The sequence below is a fragment of the Streptomyces longwoodensis genome, from assembly GCF_001514125.1.
GTDB lineage: Bacteria > Actinomycetota > Actinomycetes > Streptomycetales > Streptomycetaceae > Streptomyces > Streptomyces longwoodensis.
In genome coordinates, this window is sequence record NZ_KQ948566.1 from 51132 (window position 1) to 70324 (window position 19193).

Genomic DNA, 19193 nt, shown 5'->3' on the forward strand with positions numbered 1-19193 from the left:
GGTCCTCACCGTTCTTCGTGGTCGCTGTCGCCGCGTGCGGCGTCTTCGAGTTCGCTCAGCACCTGTTCCTCCACCAGGTCCGCCAGGGCGGCGACGGTGCGGCCCACCAGGACGTCCCGGGGCGTGAGGTGCACGCCGAAGGTGTCGTTGGCGCGGGAGGCGATGAGCAGGGCGCGCAGGGAGTCGCCGCCCAGGGCGAAGAAGTCGTCCTCGGCGCCCACGGTGGTCTCCAGGGCCTCCTCCCACAGGGCGGCGACGGCCTCCTCGGTGGGGGTGCGGGGCGGTACGTGCGCGGCGTCGGGCTGCCGCGTCTCCGGGCCGGGGGCGGGCAGCGCGGCCCGGTCGGTCTTGCCGTTCTCCGTGAGCGGGAAGCGGTCCATCGTCACGAACGCCGAGGGCACCATGGGCGCGGGCAGGGTGCGGGCGGCCAGGGCCCGCAGCTCGGCGGCGGCGGGTGGTTCGGCGCCGGGGGCGACGAGCACGTGGGCGACCAGGCGCGGCAGTCCCGGTTCGTCCTCCCGCACGCTCACCACGGCGTCCAGGACCGCGGGGTGGCGCACCAGGGTCGCCTCCACCTCGCCGGCCTCGATGCGGTGGCCGCGCAGCTTGAGCTGGTGGTCGGTGCGGCCCAGGTAGTGCAGTTCGCCGCGGGCGTCGCGGCGGACCAGGTCGCCGGTGCGGTACATGCGGGCGCCGGGCGGGCCGAACGGGTCGGCGGTGAAGCGCGTCGCCGTCAGGCCGGGGCGACCCAGGTAGCCGCGGGCCAGGGCCGGTCCGGCGAGCCACAGTTCGCCGGGCACGCCGTCGGGGACGGGGCGCAGGTGGGCGTCGAGGACGTAGGTGGCGGTGACGGGCAGGGCGCGGCCGATGGGCGGTGCCCCGCCGTCCGGTGCGAGCGGGTCGGACCAGGTGGCGACGACGGTGGCCTCGGTGGGCCCGTAGGAGTTGATCATGCGGTGGTGGGGGGCCCAGCGGGCGACCAGTTCGGCTCGGCAGGCGTCCGCGCCGACGATCAGGGTGTGCAGGTCGGGCAGGGTGCCGGGGGTGTCCGGCGGGAGGGTGGCGAGCGCGGCGGGCGGCAGCAGGGTGTGCGTGATGCGCGCGTCGCGCAGGACGCGGGCGAGTTCGTCGCCGAGCAGCGGTCCGGGCGGTGGTACGACGAGGGCCGCGCCGTGCGGCAGGGACATGCACAGCTCCAGTACGGAGGCGTCGAAGCTGGGCGTGGCGAAGGCCAGGACGCGGTCCCCGGCGCCCACCTGGTAGTGCGCGGCCTCGGCGGCGGCGAACGCGGCGAGGCCCCGGTGGGTGACGACGACGCCCTTGGGGGTGCCGGTGGAGCCGGAGGTGTAGATGACGTACGCCGGGTCGTCGAGGTGCAGCGGGCGGACGCGGTCGGGGTCGGCGGGCCGGTGGCCCGGCGTGCCGTCGGGCGGTGCGGCGAGCAGGTCGGCGACCTCCTCGGCGGTCAGGGTGACGGCGGGGCGCGCGTCGCGCAGCATCAGCGCGACCCGCTCGGCCGGGTAGCCGGGGTCCACCGGGAGGAACGCGGCGCCCGCCTTGGCGACGGCGAGCTGGGCGAGGACCATGTCCGCCGAGCGCGGCAGGACCAGCGCGACGATGTCGCCGGGCCCCGCTCCGCGGGCGATGAGCCGGTGCGCCAGCCGGTTGGCGCGGGCCTCCGCCTGCGCGAAGGTGAGGGTCGACTCCCCCGCTTCGAGGGCGGGTTCGCCGGGCCGACGGTCGACGGCGGCCTCGATCAGCGCGGGCAGCATCGCCGGGGGCGGCGGTGCCTGGTGCGGGCGGGCGGGTCCGTGCAGCAGCCGGTGGCGTTCGGCCGGCGGCAGTACGTCCACCGTCCGCAGCGGCGCCTCGTCGCCGGAGGCGGCCAGGGCGGTCAGGGTGTGCATCAGCCGCGCGGCCAGGGCGTCGGCGGTGGACTCGTCGAAGTACCGCGGGTCGTAGCCGAGTTCCACGGTCAGCTCGTCGCCGGGCGAGATCACCACGGTGAGCGGGTAGTTGGTCGCCTCGCGGGCGTCCAGTCCGTGCACGTGCACGCCGTGCGCTCCGGCGGTGGCGTCGCCGACCGGATAGTTCTCGAACACCAGCAGGCTGTCGAACAGGGCCGTGCCGGCGGGCAGTTCGCTCCACTGGTGGAGGTCGGTGAGCGGTACGTGGTCGAAGCGCCGGTCCTCGGCGCGGGCGGCCTGCACCTCCCGGAGCCAGGCGGGGCACGGCGTGGACTCGTCCACGGCGACCCGCGCGGGCAGGGTGGTGATGAACAGGCCGGTGATGGTGTCCGCGCCCGGCAGGTCGGCGGGCCGCCCGGAGACCGTGGTGCCGAAGCACACGTCCCGCCCGCCGCCGGAGCGCGCCAGCAGCAACGCCCAGGCGCCCTGGACGAGGGTGTTGAGGGTGAGCCGGTGGCGGCGGGCGAAGTCGGTCAGGCGGGCGGTGCCGGCCGCGTCGAGCCGCTGCGACAGCCAGGTGCCCGACCGGGCGGCGGCGCCCGGGGCGGGCCTGCGGTCGTACGGCAGCGGGGTCGGTGCGGCGTACCCGGCGAGGGCGGCCTTCCAGTGTTCCTCGGCGGCGGCGTCGTCCCGGTCGGCCAGCCAGGCGGCGTAGTCCGCGAACGGACGCCGGGCCGGGAGGCGGGGCTCGGTGCCGGCGGCGAGCGCGGCGTGCACCTGGAGGACGTCCGACAGGACGTGGAAGACGCTCCAGCCGTCCAGCAGGACGTGGTGGAAGGTCCACACCACGCGCACCTCGTCCGGGCCGAGCCGGATCAGGGTGACGCGCAGCAGCGGGGCGCGGCCCAGGTCGATGCCGCGGGCGCGGTCCTCGTCGAGCAGCCGGCGCAGTGCGTCCTCCTGCTCCGCCGCGCCGAGGCCGCTCCAGTCGAGCCGGGTGACGGGCAGCGGGACGTGGCGGTGCACGGTCTGCAGCGGCACCGGGACCCCGGTGAGGGCGACGGCGGTGCGCAGCACGGGCGTGGCGTCCACGACGTGCTGCCAGGCCCGCGCGAGCAGCGCGGGGTCGCGCACGCCGTCGGCGACGAAGGTGATCTGCTCGACGTAGAGGCCCTCGCCGGGCTCGTCCATGCCGTGCACGACCATGCCGGTCTGGGTGGGGGTGAGCGGGTAGACGTCCGTCACGTCCCGGCCGTCGCCGACGAGCCGGTCGACGGCGGCCTGGTCCAGGGCGGCCAGCGGGAAGTCGGACGGGGTCCGGCCACCCGCGCCGGGCCCGGCGCAGTGCGCGACGATCCGGCGCAGTTCCTCCGCCGTCTCCTCGGCGAGGCGGGCGACGGTCTCCGCACGGTGCACCGCGCGGGAGTACGACCAGGTGAACTCCAGGCGCCGGTCGGTGACCCGGCCGAGCACGTCGATGAGGTGGGGCCGCTCCGCCGAGCGGTCCATGCCGCCGGTCAGGCCCTCGTGGGGCGCCCGCAGCAGGCCGTCCCCGCCGGCGTCGCGGTCCTGCTGGCCGAGGTAGTTGAAGGCGATCTGCGGCAGGGCGGGCAGCCCGGCCCCCGCCGTCGGGTGCAGGTGGCGCAGCGCGCCGTAGCCCACTCCCCCGCGCGGTACGGCGCGCAGGTTCTCCTTGACGGTCTTGAGCGCGGTGCCGAGGTCGGCGTCGCGCGGCACGTCGAGGCCGACGGGGAACATGGTGGTGAACCAGCCGACGGTGCGGGAAAGGTCCACGCCGTCGAAGAGGTCCTCGCGGCCGTGGCCCTCCAGGGCGACCACCACCCGGTCCTCCCGCGTCCAGCGGGCGAGGACCCGGCCGAGGGCGGTCAGCAGCACGTCGTTGACGCGGGTGCGGTAGGCGTCGGGGACCTCCGTCAGCAGGCGCCGGGTCTCCTCGGCACCGAGCCCGACGGTGACGGTCCCCTCGTCGGCGGCGGTGTTGCCGCCGGGGAGGTCGGCCGGCAGGCCGGTGGGGTGCAGGGCGCTCCAGTGGGCGACCTCGTCGTCGAAGCCGCCGTCGGCGGTGTGCGCGGCCAGGCGCCGGGCCCAGTCCCGGAACGACGTGGTCTTCGCGCCCAGGCCGGGGGTCTCGCCGGCGCTCAGCGCCCGGTGGGCGGCCTCGAGGTCTTCGAGGATCACCCGCCAGGACACCGCGTCGACGACCAGGTGGTGGGCGGCCAGCAGCAGCACGGGCGGCCGGTCGCCGTCCCGGTGACACAGGGCGGCCTTCAGCAGGGGGCCGTCCGCGAGGTCGAACCCGGAGCACAACCCGGCGGCCACGTCGGCCGGTTCCTCGGGGGCGCGGTGCACCTCCAGGTGCGGTGCGGCGCCGGGCGCGGTGCCCACCTGCCGCCACCGGCCGTCGCCCGCGCGCTCGTACCGCATGCGCAGCGCGTCGTGCTGCTCCAGGACGGCGGCGAGGGCGGCGCGCAGCAGCGCCTCGTCGGTGTCGGGCGCGACCTCGAAGGAGACCGCCTGGGTGAAGCGGGCCGGGTCGCCGGTGAGGACGTCGAACAGCCAGTGCTGCACGGGCGTGAGGGGGACGTCGCCGACGACCGGACCCTGGTCGGCCGTGGCGGTCGCGGGGCCGGCCGGTGCGGTGTCCACCGCGGCGGCGAGCTCGGCGATCGTCTGGTGGGCGAAGAGATGACGGGGCGTCAGGGTCAGTCCGGCGCGGCGGGCCGCGGAGACGATCTGGATGCCGAGGATGGAGTCGCCGCCGAGCGCGAAGTAGTTGTCGGTGGCGCCCACGTCGGGCACGCCGAGCACCTGCGCCCAGATCGCGGCGAGGGTCCGCTCGGTCGCGGTGCTCGGCGGACGGGTGTCCTGCGGGGTGGCGGCGGACCACACCGGTTCGGGCAGGGCGCGCCGGTCCAGCTTGCCGGTGGCGCCCAGCGGCAGCCGCTCCAGGGGCACCACGGCCGCCGGGACCAGGTGGTCGGGCAGGGTGCGGGCGAGGAACGCGCGCAGTTCGGCCGGCGCCGGGAGGTCGCCGGCGCGGGGCACGGCGTAGCCGACGAGGCGCTTGTGGCCGTCGTGCTCCACGACCCGGGCGGCGGCCGCGGCGACCTGCGGGTGCCGGGCCAACGCGGCCTCCAGCTCGCCGAGTTCGATGCGGAAGCCGCGCACCTTCACCTGGTCGTCGCTGCGGCCCAGGTACAGCAGGTCGCCGTCGGCGCTCCAGCGGACCAGGTCGCCGGTGCGGTACATGCGGCTGCCGGGCGGGCCGAAGGGGTCGGCGAGGAAGCGACCGGCGGTCAGGCCGGGCCGGTTGAGGTAGCCGCGGGCCACCCCGGTCCCGGCGAGGTACAGCTCGCCGGGCGCCCCGACGGGCACGGGCCGCATGCGGGCGTCGAGGACGTAGGCGCGGGCGCCGCCGACGGGCCGGCCGATGGGCGGTACCCGGTCGGGGTCGGCCGGGTCGCAGGTGAAGGCGGTGGCGTAGACGGTGGCCTCGGTGGGGCCGTAGATGTTCATCACCCGGCAGCCGGGGACCGCCGCGCGCACCTGCCGCACGGCGCGGGCGGGCAGCGCCTCGCCGGCCAGGACGACGGTGTCGGCGCCCACGCGCACGGTGTCCTCGGCCAGCAGCCGGCCGAGGGCGGACGGGACCGCGCTGAGCAGCCCGGCCCGCCACGGTTCGGACCGCTCGGCGAGGGCCAGCAGGTCGCGGACGACCTCCACCCGGCCGCCGGCCAGCAGCGGCGAGAAGATCTCGAACACCGACACGTCGAAGTTGAGCGAGGTGGACGCCACGACGTGGGCGAGCCCGCGGCCGGTGAACTCGGCGGCGGCCCAGTCGGTCAGCGCCACCACGGAGGCGTGCGGGACGACGACGCCCTTGGGCCGGCCGGTGGAGCCGGAGGTGTGGATGACGTAGGCCGGGTGCTCCGGCAGCAGCCTGCCGCGCCGCTCACCGTCGCCGACGGGCGCGGCGGAGGCGTCGGCGAGCCGGGCGGTGCAGTCGGGGTCGTCCAGGGTGATCCGTGTGTACGGGCCCTTCGGCAGCCGTGCGGAGGTCTCCGCGCTGGTGATGACCGCGTCGGGGCGTACGTCCTCGAAGAGGAACGCGATGCGCTCCGCCGGATGGCCGGGGTCGACCGGCAGGTAGGCGGCGCCGCTCTTGAGGACCGCGAGGAGCGCCACGACGAGGTCGGCGGTGCGGGGCAGGGCCAGGGCGACGAACCGCTCCGGTCCGGCTCCGGCCTCGATCAGGAGGCGGGCGACGCGGTTGGCGCGCTCGTCGAGCTGACGGTACGTCAACTCCTCGCCGCCGTGGCGGACGGCGGGCGCGTCGGGGGTGCGGGCGACCTGGTCCGCGAAGGCGTCCGGGAGGGTGCGCCGCGGGAGGCGCGCCCCGGGTCCGGCGAGGCGGTCCAGCAGGCGCCGCCCTTCGCCCGGTTCGAGGGGGCTCAGGTCGGCGAGGCAGCGGTCGGCGTCGGCGGCGAACTGCGCCAGCAGGGTGCGCAGGCTGGCGCCGATCCCCTCGACGGTGGCCGCGTCGAAGGCGGCCGGGTCGTAGTCGAGGCTCACGGTGACGTCGTCACCGGGGGCGACGACCACGCTGAGCGCGTAGCTGGTCGGCTCGACGTCGCGTTCCTGCTCGACGGCGAGTCCGTGCCGGGCCAGGGCGCCCGCGTCGAACGGGTAGTTCTCGAAGACGACGATGCTGTCGAACAGGCCGGTGCCGCCGGGTACTTCGCTCCATGACTGGAGCTGGGCGAGGGACACGAAGTCGTGGCGGCGCGACTCGGACTGGGCGGCCTGCAGTTCGCGCAGCCACTCCAGCAGGGGGCGGCGCCGGTCGACGCGCAGCCGGGTGGGCAGGGTGTTGATGAACAGGCCCACCATCGAGGTGACGCCGGGCAGTTCGGCCGGGCGGCCGGACACGGTCGTGCCGAAGACGACGTCGTCGCCGCCGCCGTAGTGATGCAGCAGCAGGCCCCAGGCGCCCTGGAGCACGGTGTTGACGGTCAGGCCGGCCCGCTGGGCGGTGTCCCTGAGCCGGGCCGAGACCTCCTTGCCGAGGGCCACCCGCACGGTGCCCGACGAGGACGCGCCGTGGGTGTCGGCGGCGCGCCGGTCGCGGGGCAGCTCGGTGGGCACGGCGAATCCGGCCAGGGTGTCGCGCCAGTGCCTTTCCGCGCGGGCGGTGTCCTGGCCGGCCAGCCACTCCAGGTAGCGGGCGAAGGGGGCCCGGTCGGGCACCTGCGGGCGGCGGCCACCGGTGCGGGCCGCGTACCGCTCGCAGACCTCGTCGAAGACCTGGGCCGCGCTCCAGCCGTCGAGCAGCACGTGGTGGAACGTCCACACCATGCGCACCCGGTCGGGGGCCAGCCGGATCAGCGCGAGCCGCATCAGCGGCGCCGCGCCGAGGTCGATGCCGGCCTCACGGTCCGCGGCAAGCAGGGCGTCCGTCTCCTGCGCGCGGCGCTCGGCGCTCCAGCCGGTCCAGTCGTGGTGGGTGACGGGCACGGCGGCCCGCTTCTCCACCACCTGGAGGGGTTCGGCGGTCTCCTGCCAGACCAGGCGGGTGCGCAGGATCGCGTTGGCGTCCGCCGTGTCCTGCCAGGCCGCGGCGAGGGCGTGCGGGTCGGTGACGCCGTGCAGGACGACCTGCACCTGGTTGACGTAGGTGCGGCCCTGCGGGTCCATCAGGCTGTGGAACAGCATGCCCGCCTGCATCGGGGTCAGCGGGTACACGTCCTCGACGCCGCGGCCGTCGCCCACGACCCGGTCCACGGCCGCCTGGTCGAGCCGGGCGAGCGGGAAGTCCGAGGGGGTGCGGCCGCCGGCCCGCGGGGCGGCGCAGTGCGCGACGATCTCCTCCAGGGCGCGCAGCATGCCCCCGGCGAGGGAGGCGACGGTCTCCTCGCGGTGGCGGCCGCCGCTGTAGTGCCAGGTGATCTCCAGCCGGTCGTCCTCGACGCGGGCCACCACGTCCAGCAGGTGCGGCCGGGGCGCGCCGGGGTCCTCCGCGCCGTCCAGGCCGCCGGGCACGGCCCGGACCAGCTCGGCGTCGGCGGTGGACCAGTCGAACCGGCCGAGGTAGTTGAAGCTGATGCCGGGCAGGGGTGCCCCGGTGAGGTGTCCGTCGCCCGCGAGGTGGCGCAGGGCGCCGTAGCCGATCCCGCGGTCGGGCACGGCCCGCAGCTGTTCCTTCACGGCCTTCAGCGCCGCGCCCCAGTCGCCGTCGGGCAGGTCGAGGGCGACCGGGAAGAGGCTGGTGAACCAGCCGACGGTGCGGGACAGGTCGAGGTCGTCGAAGTGCTGGTCCTCGCGCCCGTGGCCCTCCAGCCCCACGGCGACGGTGTGCCAGCCGGTCCAGTCGGCCAGGACGCGGCCGAGGGCGGTCAGCAGGACGTCGTCGACGCGGGTGCGGTACACGCCGGGGACCTTGCGCAGGAGGTCCTCGGTGCGCTGCCGGTCCAGGCGTACGGTCACGGCGCGCAGGTCGGCGGCGGTGTTGCCGCCGTCCAGGTCCACCGGCAGGGGTGCGGCGCAGTGCCGGGAGACCTCTGCCCAGTGGGCGCGCTGCGCGGCGAGGTCCGCGTCGCCGGTGCGGGCGGTGAGGCGCCGCACCCATTCCCGCACGGAGGTGGTGCGCTGCGGCAGCCGGACCGGCTCGCCGCTCCTGGCCTGCCGGTAGGCGGTCTCCAGGTCCTCCAGGAGGACGCGCCAGGAGACGCCGTCGACGATCAGGTGGTGGGCCGTGAGCAGCAGGCGCGGGGGCCGGCCGTCGCCGGTGAAGAGGCGTGCGGCGATCAGCGGTCCGGTGTCCAGCCGGAAGCCGGTGTGGGCCTCGTGGGTGAGGCGGGCCTCGGCCCGTGCGGCGGCCTCGGTGTCCTGGCCGCCCAGGTCGTGTGTGCGCAGCAGCTCCGGTACGTCGGTGTCCGCGGCGGTGTACTCCTGGTGCCAGGTGCCGTCGGACGCGCGGGTGAAGCGGGCGCGCAGGGCGTCGTGGTGGGTCCACAGCGCGGCCAGGGCGGTGTGCAGGGCGGCGGGGTCGACGTCCTCGCCGGTCTCGACGACCACCGACTGGTTGAAGTACTCCGGGCGCGGCGGCTCGGCGTCGAGGAACCAGTGCTGGATCGGGGTGAGGGGCACCTCGCCGGTGACCGTGCCGGTGCCCGCGACGGTCGCGGCCGCGCCGGTCGAGGCGGCGGCCAGGTCGGCGAGCGTGGGGTGGCGGAACAGGTCCCTGGGGGTCAGCGCGAGCCCGGCGGTGCGGGCCCGGGAGACGACCTGGATGCTGACGATCGAGTCGCCGCCGAGCATGAAGAAGTGGTCGTCGAGGCCGACGCGTTCGACGCCCAGCAGGTCGGCCCAGATGCCGGCGAGCACCTGCTCGGCCTCGGTGCGCGGCGCGCGGTAGGCGCTGTCGGCGGCCGCCGACCACTCGGGGGCGGGCAGCCGGCGCCGGTCGACCTTGCCGTTCGCGGTCAGGGGCAGCTCGGCGAGGGGCACGAACGCGGCCGGGACCATGTAGTCGGGCAGTTCCGCGGCCACGTGGGCGCGCAGCTCGGCCGTCTGCGGCACGGTGGCGCCGGGGGCCGGCACCAGGTGGGCGACCAGGCGCTTGCGGCCCTCGTGCCGGGACACCGACACCACCGCCTCGGCGACCGCCGGGTGCGCGGTGAGCCGGGCCTCGATCTCGGCGGGCTCGACGCGGAAGCCGCGGATCTTGATCTGGTCGTCGGCGCGGCCCACGAAGTGCAGGTCGCCGTCGGCGCTCCAGCGCACGATGTCGCCGGTGCGGTACATCCGTCCGCCGGGCGGTCCGTAGGGGTCGGGCAGGTAGCGGGCGGCGGTGGCGCCGGGGCGGCCGGTGTAGCCGCGGGCCAGTCCTGCGCCGGCGAGGTACAACTCGCCGGGCACACCCGGTGGTTGGGGCTGGAGGGCGCCGTCCAGGACGTAGGCGCGCGTGTCGTCGAGGGGGCGGCCGATGGGGAGCGCCGCGGACAGGGTGTCACCGGCGCGGAAGGGCCGGCGGGTGGCGAAGGTGGTGGTCTCGGTGGGGCCGTAGACGTCGACGACGGTGAGGTCGGGGCAGGCGTCCAGCACGCGCCGTACGGCGGCGCCGGGCACGGCCTCGCCGCCGGTCCACACCTCGCGGGCGCCGCGCAGGCAGGCGGGGTCCTCCTGGGCGAACAGGCGGAACAGACCGATCGTCAGGAACACGCAGCTGACGCCCTGTTCGGTGATGGCGTGGCGTACGGCGGCGGCGTCCAGCTCCCCGGGCGGGGCGAGGACGGCCGTGCCGCCGCGCAGCAGGGGCACCCACAGCTCGTAGGTGGACGCGTCGAAGGCGTGCGGGGAGTGCACGAGGACGCGGTCGTGGTGCGCGAAGGCGCGGTCGAGGGCGAGCGCGGCGACGTCCCGCTGCCGGGCGGCCACGCCCTTGGGGTTGCCGGTGGAGCCGGAGGTGAACATGAGGTACTGGACGTTGTCCGGGTGCACGCGCGGCACGGTGGCGAGGTCCGCGGTGGGCCCGTCGGTGTCCAGGTCCGGGCGCAGGACGTGTCCTGCGGGGAGGAGGTCCGCGGCCGTCGTGTGCCACTCGGCGTCCGTGAGGAGCAGGTCGGCGCCGGCCTCGGTGAGCATGGTGCGCAGCCGGTCCGCCGGGGCCCGCCCGTCGAGCGGGACGTACACGCCGCCGAGGCGGGCGAGGGCGAGCTGGGCGACGACGAGGGCGGGCGAGCGGTCCATGAGCACGCCGACGGCGACCTCCGGGCGCACCCCGAGCGCGGCCAGGCGGCCGGCCAGGGCACTCGCCCGGGCGTCGAGGTCGCGGTAGGTCAGCCGCTCGTCGCCGGCCAGCAGGGCGACGGCGTCCGGGGTGCGTTCCACCTGGGCGGCGAAGAGGTCCGCGGTGGTGGTGACGGGCGCGTCGGTGGCCGTGTCGTTCCAGGTGTGCAGCACCTGCTCGCGGCGGGCGGCCGTCAGCAGGGACAGCCGGGCGGGGGTGGACCGCGGGGTGGCGGCGAAGCCCTCCAGCAGGACGGTGAGGTACTCGGCCAGCCGCTCGACGGTGGCGGTGTCGAACAGGTCCGGGTCGTAGCCGAGGCGCAGGGTGAGCTCCGGGCCGGGGTAGGCGACCAGGCTGAGCGGGTAGTTGGTGGTCTCGATCCCCTCCAGGCCGCTCAGCCCGAGGCCGTGGGCGGCGGCGAGGTCGTCGTCCACGGGGTAGTTCTCGAACACGACGATGCTGTCGAACAGGGCGGCCCGCTCGGGCAGGTCGGTGTACGCCGTCATCCGGTGCAGCGGCACGTGGTCGTGGCGGCGGTCCTCGCTCTGCTCCTGCTGGAGCCGGGCCAGCCAGGTGAGCAGCGGTTCGTCGCGCGGCACCCGCACCCGGGTGGGCAGGGTGGCGATGAACAGGCCGGTGATGGCGTCGGATCCGGGCAGCTCGGGCGGCCGCCCGGAGACGGTGGTGCCGAACACCACTTCTTCGCGGCCCGCCTGACGGCTCATCAGCAGCGCCCAGGCGCCCTGGACGAGGGTGTTGACCGTCAGGCCCGCCGTCCTGGCCACGTCCAGCAGAGACTTGGTGACGGCCTCGGGCACCGTGACGCGCACCGCCGCCGTGGACTCCGCGCGGTGGCTCTCGCGGGGCTCGCGGTCGAAGGGCAGCGCGGTGGTCTCGGCCAGGCCGTCCAGGCGGGCACGCCAGTGCCGTTCGCCCTCGGTGCCGTCGGTGTGCTCACGCAGCCAGGCGACGTAGTCGCGGAACGGGCGGCGCTCGGGCAGCGTCATCGGGGCGGTGCCGGACAGGCCCGCGTGGCAGGCGAAGACGTCGGACAGCACCTGGAACAGGCTCCAGCCGTCCAGGACCAGGTGGTCGAAGGACCACACGACGCGCACCGCGGCGTCGGAGACCCGGGCGAGGACCAGGCGCTGGAGCGGGGCGCGGGTCAGGTCGACGCCCCGGGCGCGGTCGCGGTCGAGCAGGTCGCGCAGCCGCTCGTCCTGCTCGGCGGCGGTCAGGCCGCGCCAGTCGGCGGTCTCCACCGGTACGGCGGCCCGGCGCTGCACCACGAGCAGCGGCTCGGGCACGTCCTCCCACACCACCCGCGCGCGCAGCACCGGGGTGCGGTCGGTGACCCGCTGCCAGGCGTCGGCCAGCACGGCCGGGTCGGGCACGCCGTCCAGGACGAACGTCAACTGCTGGAAGTACACGCCGCGGTCGGCCTGGGAGAGCCGGTGGAAGAGCATGCCGGCCTGGGTGGGCGTGAGCGGGTGGACGTCCTCCAGACCAGCCGGGTCCTCCCCCGCGATCCGGTCGACGTGGCTCTGGTCGAGCCGGGCCAGCGGGAAGTCCGAGGGGGTGCGTCCGGCGGCGCCGGGACGGGCCGCGTGCCGGGCGAGGCCGGCCAGCGCGTCGGCGTAGCGTTCCGCGAGGTCCGCGACGGTCTCCGGGCGGTGCAGCCGGTCGGAGTAGAACCAGGTGAACTCCAGGCTGTCGCCGTCGAGCCGCCCCACCACCTCCAGGGGGTGGGGGCGCGTCGAGGCGGGGTCGGCGTCCAGCTCCAGCGGGCGGGCCAGCCCGCGGAACAGGCCCTCCTCGGACGTCTCGGACAGGCCGAACCGGCCGAGGTAGTTGAAGCTGATGTGCGCGCTGGTCGCCGGGAGCGGTGCGCGGTCGTGGCCCGGCAGGGTCAGCGCGCCGTGGCCGATGCCGTGCCGGGGCACCGCGCGCAGATGTTCCTTGACCTGCTTGAGCACGCCGTCCCAGCCGACCCCGGGCGGGACGGCCAGGGCGACGGGGTGGCGGGTGGTGAACCAGCCGACGGTGCGGCTGGTGTCGACGTCGGCGAACAGGTCCTCGCGGCCGTGCCCTTCGACGTCGACCAGGACCCGCTCGTGCCCGCTCCAGCCGCACAGCACCCGGCCGAGCGCGGCGAGCAGGACGTCGTTGACCCGGGTGCGGTACGTCTCCGGCAGGGTCCGCAGCAGCAGGTCGGTGTCCTCGGGACCGATCCGCACCGTCACCGAGCGCTGGGAGGCGTAGGTGTTGGTGCCCTCCCGGTCCGCGGGCAGCGCCGCCCGGGCGCCTTCGGTCTCCCGGGTCCAGTAGGCCTTCTCGGCGGCGAAGCCGCCGGCGGCGGTGTGCGCGGCCAGCCGCTCGGCCCACTGCCGCAGCGGGGAGGACTTGCGGGGCAGCGCGGCCGCGCCGTCGCGGCCCTCGCGGCGGGCGTGGTAGGCGAGTTCGAGGTCCTCCAGGAGCAGGCGCCAGGAGACACCGTCCACGACGAGGTGGTGCACCGACAGGTGCAGGACCGGCGGCCGTCCGTCGCCCCGGTCGTGCAGGACGGCGCGCAGCAGGGGGCCGTGGTCCAGGTCGTACGGGCCGAGGTGCGGGGCGTCGGTGTCCGGGCCGGTGTGGCGGGTGAGGCGGCAGCGCGCGGCCGGCCGGTCGATCAGCCACCGTACGCCCGCTCCGTCGGCGAGGAACCGGGACCGCAGTGCGTCGTGGTGGGCGACCACGTCGTCCAGGGCGGCCTGGAGGGCGCCCTCGTCGACGTCGGCGGGCAGGTCCAGCGACAGCGTCTGGGCGAAGTGCCCGGCCCGCTCGGCGGCGCTGTCGAACAGCCAGTGCTGGATGGGGGTCAGCGGCGCGGTGCCGGTGGCCTCGACGGGGGCGGCCGGGGCCGTCCCGCTCCGGCGGCCGGCCTCGTCGGCGCGGCGGGCCAGGGCGGCGAGCGTCTGGTGCTGGTAGAGGTCCCGCGAGCTGATCGTCAGGCCCGCCTGCCGGGCCTGGGCCACGACCTGGATGCTGAGGATGGAGTCGCCGCCCAGCGCGAAGAAGTTGTCGTCCGCGCCGACCCGCTCCACGTGCAGGACGCCGGCCCAGATGGCGGCGAGGGTCCGTTCGGTGGCGGTGCGGGGCGCGACGTGACGGGCGGCGCGTTCGGCGGGCGCCGGGTCGGGGAGCCGGCCGCGGTCCAGCTTGCCGTTGGGGTTGAGCGGCAGGGCGGGCAGCACCACCACGGCCGAGGGGACCATGTAGTCGGGCAGGGTGCGCCCGAGGGCGCGGCGCACGGCCTCGGGCTCCACGGTGGCGCCGGGGGCGGGCACGACGTACCCGGCGAGGCGGCGGTGGCCGTCGGCGTCGCGGACGGTGGCGGCGGCCTCGGCGACGCCCGCGCAGCCGCGCAGGGCCTCCTCGACCTCGCCGAGCTCGATGCGGAAGCCGCGCACCTTGACCTGCTGGTCGACGCGGCCCAGGTACTCCAGCTGGCCGTCGGCGCTCCAGCGCACCAGGTCGCCCGTGCGGTACATGCGCTCCCCGGGGACGCCGAACGGGTCGGCGACGAAGCGGGCGGCGGTCAGGCCGGGCCGGTGCAGGTACCCGCGTGCGAGTCCGCCGCCGCCGAGGTACAGCTCGCCGGTGACACCGGGCGGCTGGGGACGCAGCAGGTGGTCGAGGACGTAGGCGCGGGTGCGGGCGACGGGGCGCCCTATGGGCGGGGCCTGGTCGGGGACGGTGCCGCCGGAGAACCAGGCGGTGGCGTAGACGGTGGCCTCGGTGGGGCCGTAGATGTTCGCCACCTCGGCCGCGGGCATCGCGTCCTTGAGGTCCCGGACGGTGCGGGCGGGCAGGGCCTCGCCGGCCAGGACGACGGTGTCCGCCTCCAGGGCGCCGGCGCCGCCGAACACCCGGGACAGCGCGGAGGGCACACCGCTGAGCAGCCCGGCCCGGCGCGGGCCGGAGCCGTCGGCGGGGGCGGGGAGGTCGGCGAGGGCGGTCAGGTCGGCGACGAGGTCGACGCTGCCGCCGGCCAGCAGCGGGCACAGCAGCTCGAAGACGGACACGTCGAAGTTCAGGGAGGTGGAGGCGACGACGTGGGAGAAGCCGCGCTCGCCGAACGTCTCCCGGGCCCAGGCGGCCAGCGCGGCCACGCTGCGGTGCGGGACGACCACGCCCTTGGGCCGGCCGGTGGAGCCGGAGGTGTAGATGACGTAGGCGGGGTGGGACGGGTGCAGGGGGGCCGTGCGGTCGGCGTCGGTGAGGTCGGCGTCCGCCGGGGAGGCGTCGGCACCGGCCGGGTCCGCGGGGTCGGCTGCGGCGTCGGCCGGGTCCGCAGGGCCGGCTGCGGCGTCGGCCGGGGCCTCGCCTGTGGTGTCCGCTGTGGCGTGGGCGGTCGTGTCGGTTCTCGTCTCGGTGACGAAGGGCGCCACGTCCTCCAGCAGCAGCGGCTCGCAGCCCTCGGGCAGCGCGTGCGCGGTCTCCCGGGTGGCGAGGACGAGGGCGGGGGCCGCGTCGGTGAGCATGAAGCGGATCCGCTCGGCCGGGTAGGCGGGGTCGACGGGCAGGTAGCCGGCGCCCGACTTCAGGACGGCCCACAGCACCGGCAGCAGGCCGGCGGTGCGCGGCAGGCACAGCGCGACCAGGGACTCCGGTCCCGCGCCGCGTGCCGCGAGCAGGCGGGCGAGCCGGTTGGCGCGCCGGTTCAGGCCGGCGTAGTCCAGCCGGTCGTCGCCGCAGGTGACGGCGGTCCGGTCGGGCGTCCTGGCCACCTGCTCCTCGAACAGCGCGGGGAGCGTGGTGCCGGCGGCCGGGTCGGCGGCCGACGCGGGCGGGTTCCAGGAGTCCAGGAGCACGCGCCGCTCGTCGTCGGACAGCAGCGGGAGGTCGGCCAGCGTCCGCTGGGGGCCGTCCGCCATCCCCTCGAGCAGGTGGTGCAGTTGCCGGGCCATCCGGGCCACGGTCGCCGCGTCGAACAGGTCGGTGTTGTACTCGACCGTCAGGTCGTGTCCGCCGTCGGCGCGCGGCGCGAACTCCAGCACCAGGTCGAAGCGGGCGGCCGGGCGGGGCAGCGGGTGGTCCTCGATGCGCAGTCCGGCGGCGACCGGCGGCCGGGCGGGGGCGGCCTGCTGCACCACCAGTGCCTGCACCAGCGGGGTGCGGCTGGGGTCGCGCGTCGGGGCCAGTTCCTCGACCACCCGGTCGAAGGGCACGCCGTCGTGGGCGAACGCGTCCAGCACGGTCGCGCGCATGCTCTGCACGAACCGGTCGACCGTGGCGGCGTCGTCGACCTCGCCGCGCAGCACGACGGTGTTGGCGAAGAAGCCGGTCACGTCCTCGAGTTCGCGGCGCTCCCGGCCGTTGGTGACGGTGCCGAAGGCGACGTCCCGCTGGCCCGAGTAGCGGGCGAACAGCACGGCCGCCGCGGCGGCGAACACCGTGAAGACGGTGGTGTCGCGGCCCGCGGCCAACTGCCGCAGCCGGTCCACCAGGTGGGGCGGTACGTCCTGGTGGTGGGCGGCGCCCGCGGTGGTGCGCACCGCGGGGCGCGGGCGGTCGGTGGGCAGGTCGAGCTGCTGGAGGCCGGCGAGGTGGCGTCTCCAGTAGGCGAGGTCGTCGGCGTGGGCGTCGGCGGTCTGCCGCTCGCGCTCCCACAGGGCGAAGTCCGGGTACTGCACCGCCTGTTCGGGCAGCCCGTCGGGTTCGCCGGCGGCCTCCGCGCGGTAGAGCGCGGCCAGGTCCCGGGTGAGGACGCCGACCGACCAGCCGTCGGTGACGATGTGGTGCTGGGCCAGCAGCAGCACGTGGTCCTCGGGTGCCGTGCGGACGAGCAGCGCCCGCGTCAGGGGTCCGGTCGTCAGGTCGTGGGGGCGCCGCAGTTCGTCGGTCAGCAGGCGTTCGACGGCACCGTCCCGCCGGTCGGCGGGCACGTGCCCGACATCGGCGGTGCGCAGCGGCAGGTCCGCCTCGGGGGCGACGAGTTGGACGCCCTGTCCGTCGACCGTGGCGAAGGTGGTGCGCAAGGAGGCGTGGCGGGCGGCGAGCCGGTGCAGGGCGCGTTCCAGGGACGGCGGGTCGAGGGGGCCGCGCAGGCGCAGGGCGACGCCGGTGTTGTACTCGGTGCCGCCGTCGGTGAGGTCGTCGAGGAACCACAGGCGCCGCTGGGCGCTGGAGAGCGGTACGGGTTCCGAGCGCGGGGCGGCGGGGATCGGCTCGAGCGGGGCGGCGGACGGCTCGGCGGTCAGCGGGGCGAGCGCGCCGACGGTCCGCGCGGTGAACACGTCGCGCAGGGTCAGCCGGGCGCCGGACGCCTCCCGGACGCGGGTCAGCACGCGGGCCGCGAGGATCGAGTCGCCGCCGAGGTCGAAGAAGTCGTCGTCGACGCCGACGGTGTCGACGCCGAGGACGTCGGCCCAGATCGCGGCCAGGGTGCGTTCGCCGTCGGTGCGCGGTGCGACGTGCCGCTCGGCCGGCGCCGCGCCGGGGGCGGGCAGCGCCCTGAGGTCGATCTTGTTCTGCGGGGTGAGCGGCAGCGCGTCCAGCACGACGATCGCGGAGGGCACCATGTGTGCGGGCAGCGCGGCGGCGAGGGCGGCGCGCAGCCGGGCCGACCCGGGTCTGCGGGCGGGGTCGGCGGGGGTGACGTAGCCGAGGAGCCGGCCGCGGCCCGGGTCCTGGTCGCGGACCACGACGACGGCCTCGCGGACCTGCGGGTCCCGGGTCAGGGCGGCCTCGATCTCGCCGGGTTCGATGCGGAAGCCGCGCACCTTGACCTGTCGGTCGGCGCGGCCGAGGAACTCCAGCTCGCCGTCGTCGCGCCGGCGCACCCGGTCGCCGGTGCGGTAGAGGCGGGCGCCGGCCGGCCCGGAGGGGTGGGCGACGAACCGTGAGGCGGTCAGTCCGGGGCGGTCGAGGTAGCCGCGGGCCAGGCCGTCGCCGCCCACGTACAGCTCGCCCTCGCCGCCGGGCGGCACCGGGCGCAGTGCCGCGTCCAGGACGTGGGCCTCGGTGCCGGGCAGCGGGCCGCCGATGGTGGGGGTGCCGGTGCCGGCGGTCAGGGGTCCGGTCCAGGTGGCGACGATGGTGGCCTCGGTGGGCCCGTACGAGTTGATCATGCGGCGGCCGGGGGCCCACCGGTCGACGAGGGCGGCCGGGCACGCCTCCGCGCCGACGATCAGGGTGCGCAGTGACGGCAGCCCGCCGAGGTCCGCCGGGTCGGGCAGGGTGGCGAGGGCCGCCGGCGGTATGAGGGTGTGGGTGATGCGGTGTTCGGCGAGGACGGTGGCCAGTTCGTCGCCCAGCCAGGGCCCGTGCGGCGGGACGACCAGGGCGGCGCCGGACAGCACGGAGATGAACAGCTCCAGCACGGAGGCGTCGAAGCTGGGTGAGGAGAACTGCAGCACGCGGTCGCCGGGGCCGACGGCGTAGCGCTCGGCGGCCGCCGCGGCGAAACCGGCGATGCCCCGGTGGGTGACGGTGACGCCCTTGGGGGTGCCGGTGGAGCCGGAGGTGAAGATGACGTACGCGGCGTGGTCGGGGTGCACGCGGCTCGCGGGGAGATCGGCCTCTCCGTCCTCCCCGTCCTCTCCGGCCTCGCCGTCCAGCAGTGCGCGGACCCGCTCCGGGTCGTCCAGGACGACGGCGGGCACGGCGTCGGCGAGCATCAACGCCCGTCGCTCGGCGGGGTAGTCGGGGTCGACGGGGAGGAAGGCGGCCCCGGCGAGGGCCACGGCCAGCTCGGCGGCGATCAGTTCGATCGAGCGCGGCAGGACCAGGGCCACGGTCCGGTCCGGTCCGGCGCCGTGCGCGGCGAGGTGGGCGGCGAGCCGGGCCGCCCTGCGGGCGAGTTCCCCGTACGACCAGGTGCGCCGGCCGTCGGTGACCGCGGGGGCGTCCGGGTCGCGCGTCACCTGCCGGGCGAACAGCTCACCGAGCGGCACGAGACGGGCGGTGACGTGAGCGGGGGCCGGCGGGACGGAGCCGGCCGGCGGGGGCGTGGCGGGGCGCTGGGCGTGCAGGTCCGTCATCGGGGTGCAGTCCTTCGAGCGGTGGGGCGCGCGGGCCCGCCGCTCCGCTTCCGGGCGGCCCGTGGGCACACCGGAGCGGGGCGGGAGTCCTTGCGTACGGGGCGGGTGCGGGTGCGGGACACGACGGGGCCGTACCGGTGCCGCGCGGGCGGACGGTGCCGGTCCGGCCGCGGGGGTGGACGGTGCCGATCGGGCAGGCGGTCGGTCGACGTCCTTCGGCACTGGCCGGCCGGCGCCCGTGGGGGCGCCGTCCTATCGGCGACCTGGGGCACCGGCCTGTCGGCGCCGGTCGCGCGCACGGTCAGTCGGCGTAGATCGCGCGCGCGGTCGGACGTCGCGGGTGCGGCGCTCGGCCCGTCGGCACCCGTCCGCGCGCGGCGGGTCGGCGCCTGGACGGCGCGCGATCAGCCGGTGCCGGTGCGACGGGTGACCAGCGGAGTGCCGGTGCGA

1 protein-coding gene is annotated in these 19193 nt (G+C 76.6%); it reads right to left on the reverse strand.

Going from position 1 to position 19193, the window contains the following annotated elements; translation table 11 throughout:
- Nucleotides 1-5 precede the first annotated feature (5 nt).
- The gene (locus tag AQJ30_RS34120) at nucleotides 6-18743 is read right to left on the reverse strand and encodes a non-ribosomal peptide synthetase (RefSeq protein ID WP_067241605.1); all 18738 of its coding nucleotides are present in this window, start codon (nucleotides 18741-18743) and stop codon (nucleotides 6-8) included.
- Nucleotides 18744-19193 lie beyond the last annotated feature (450 nt).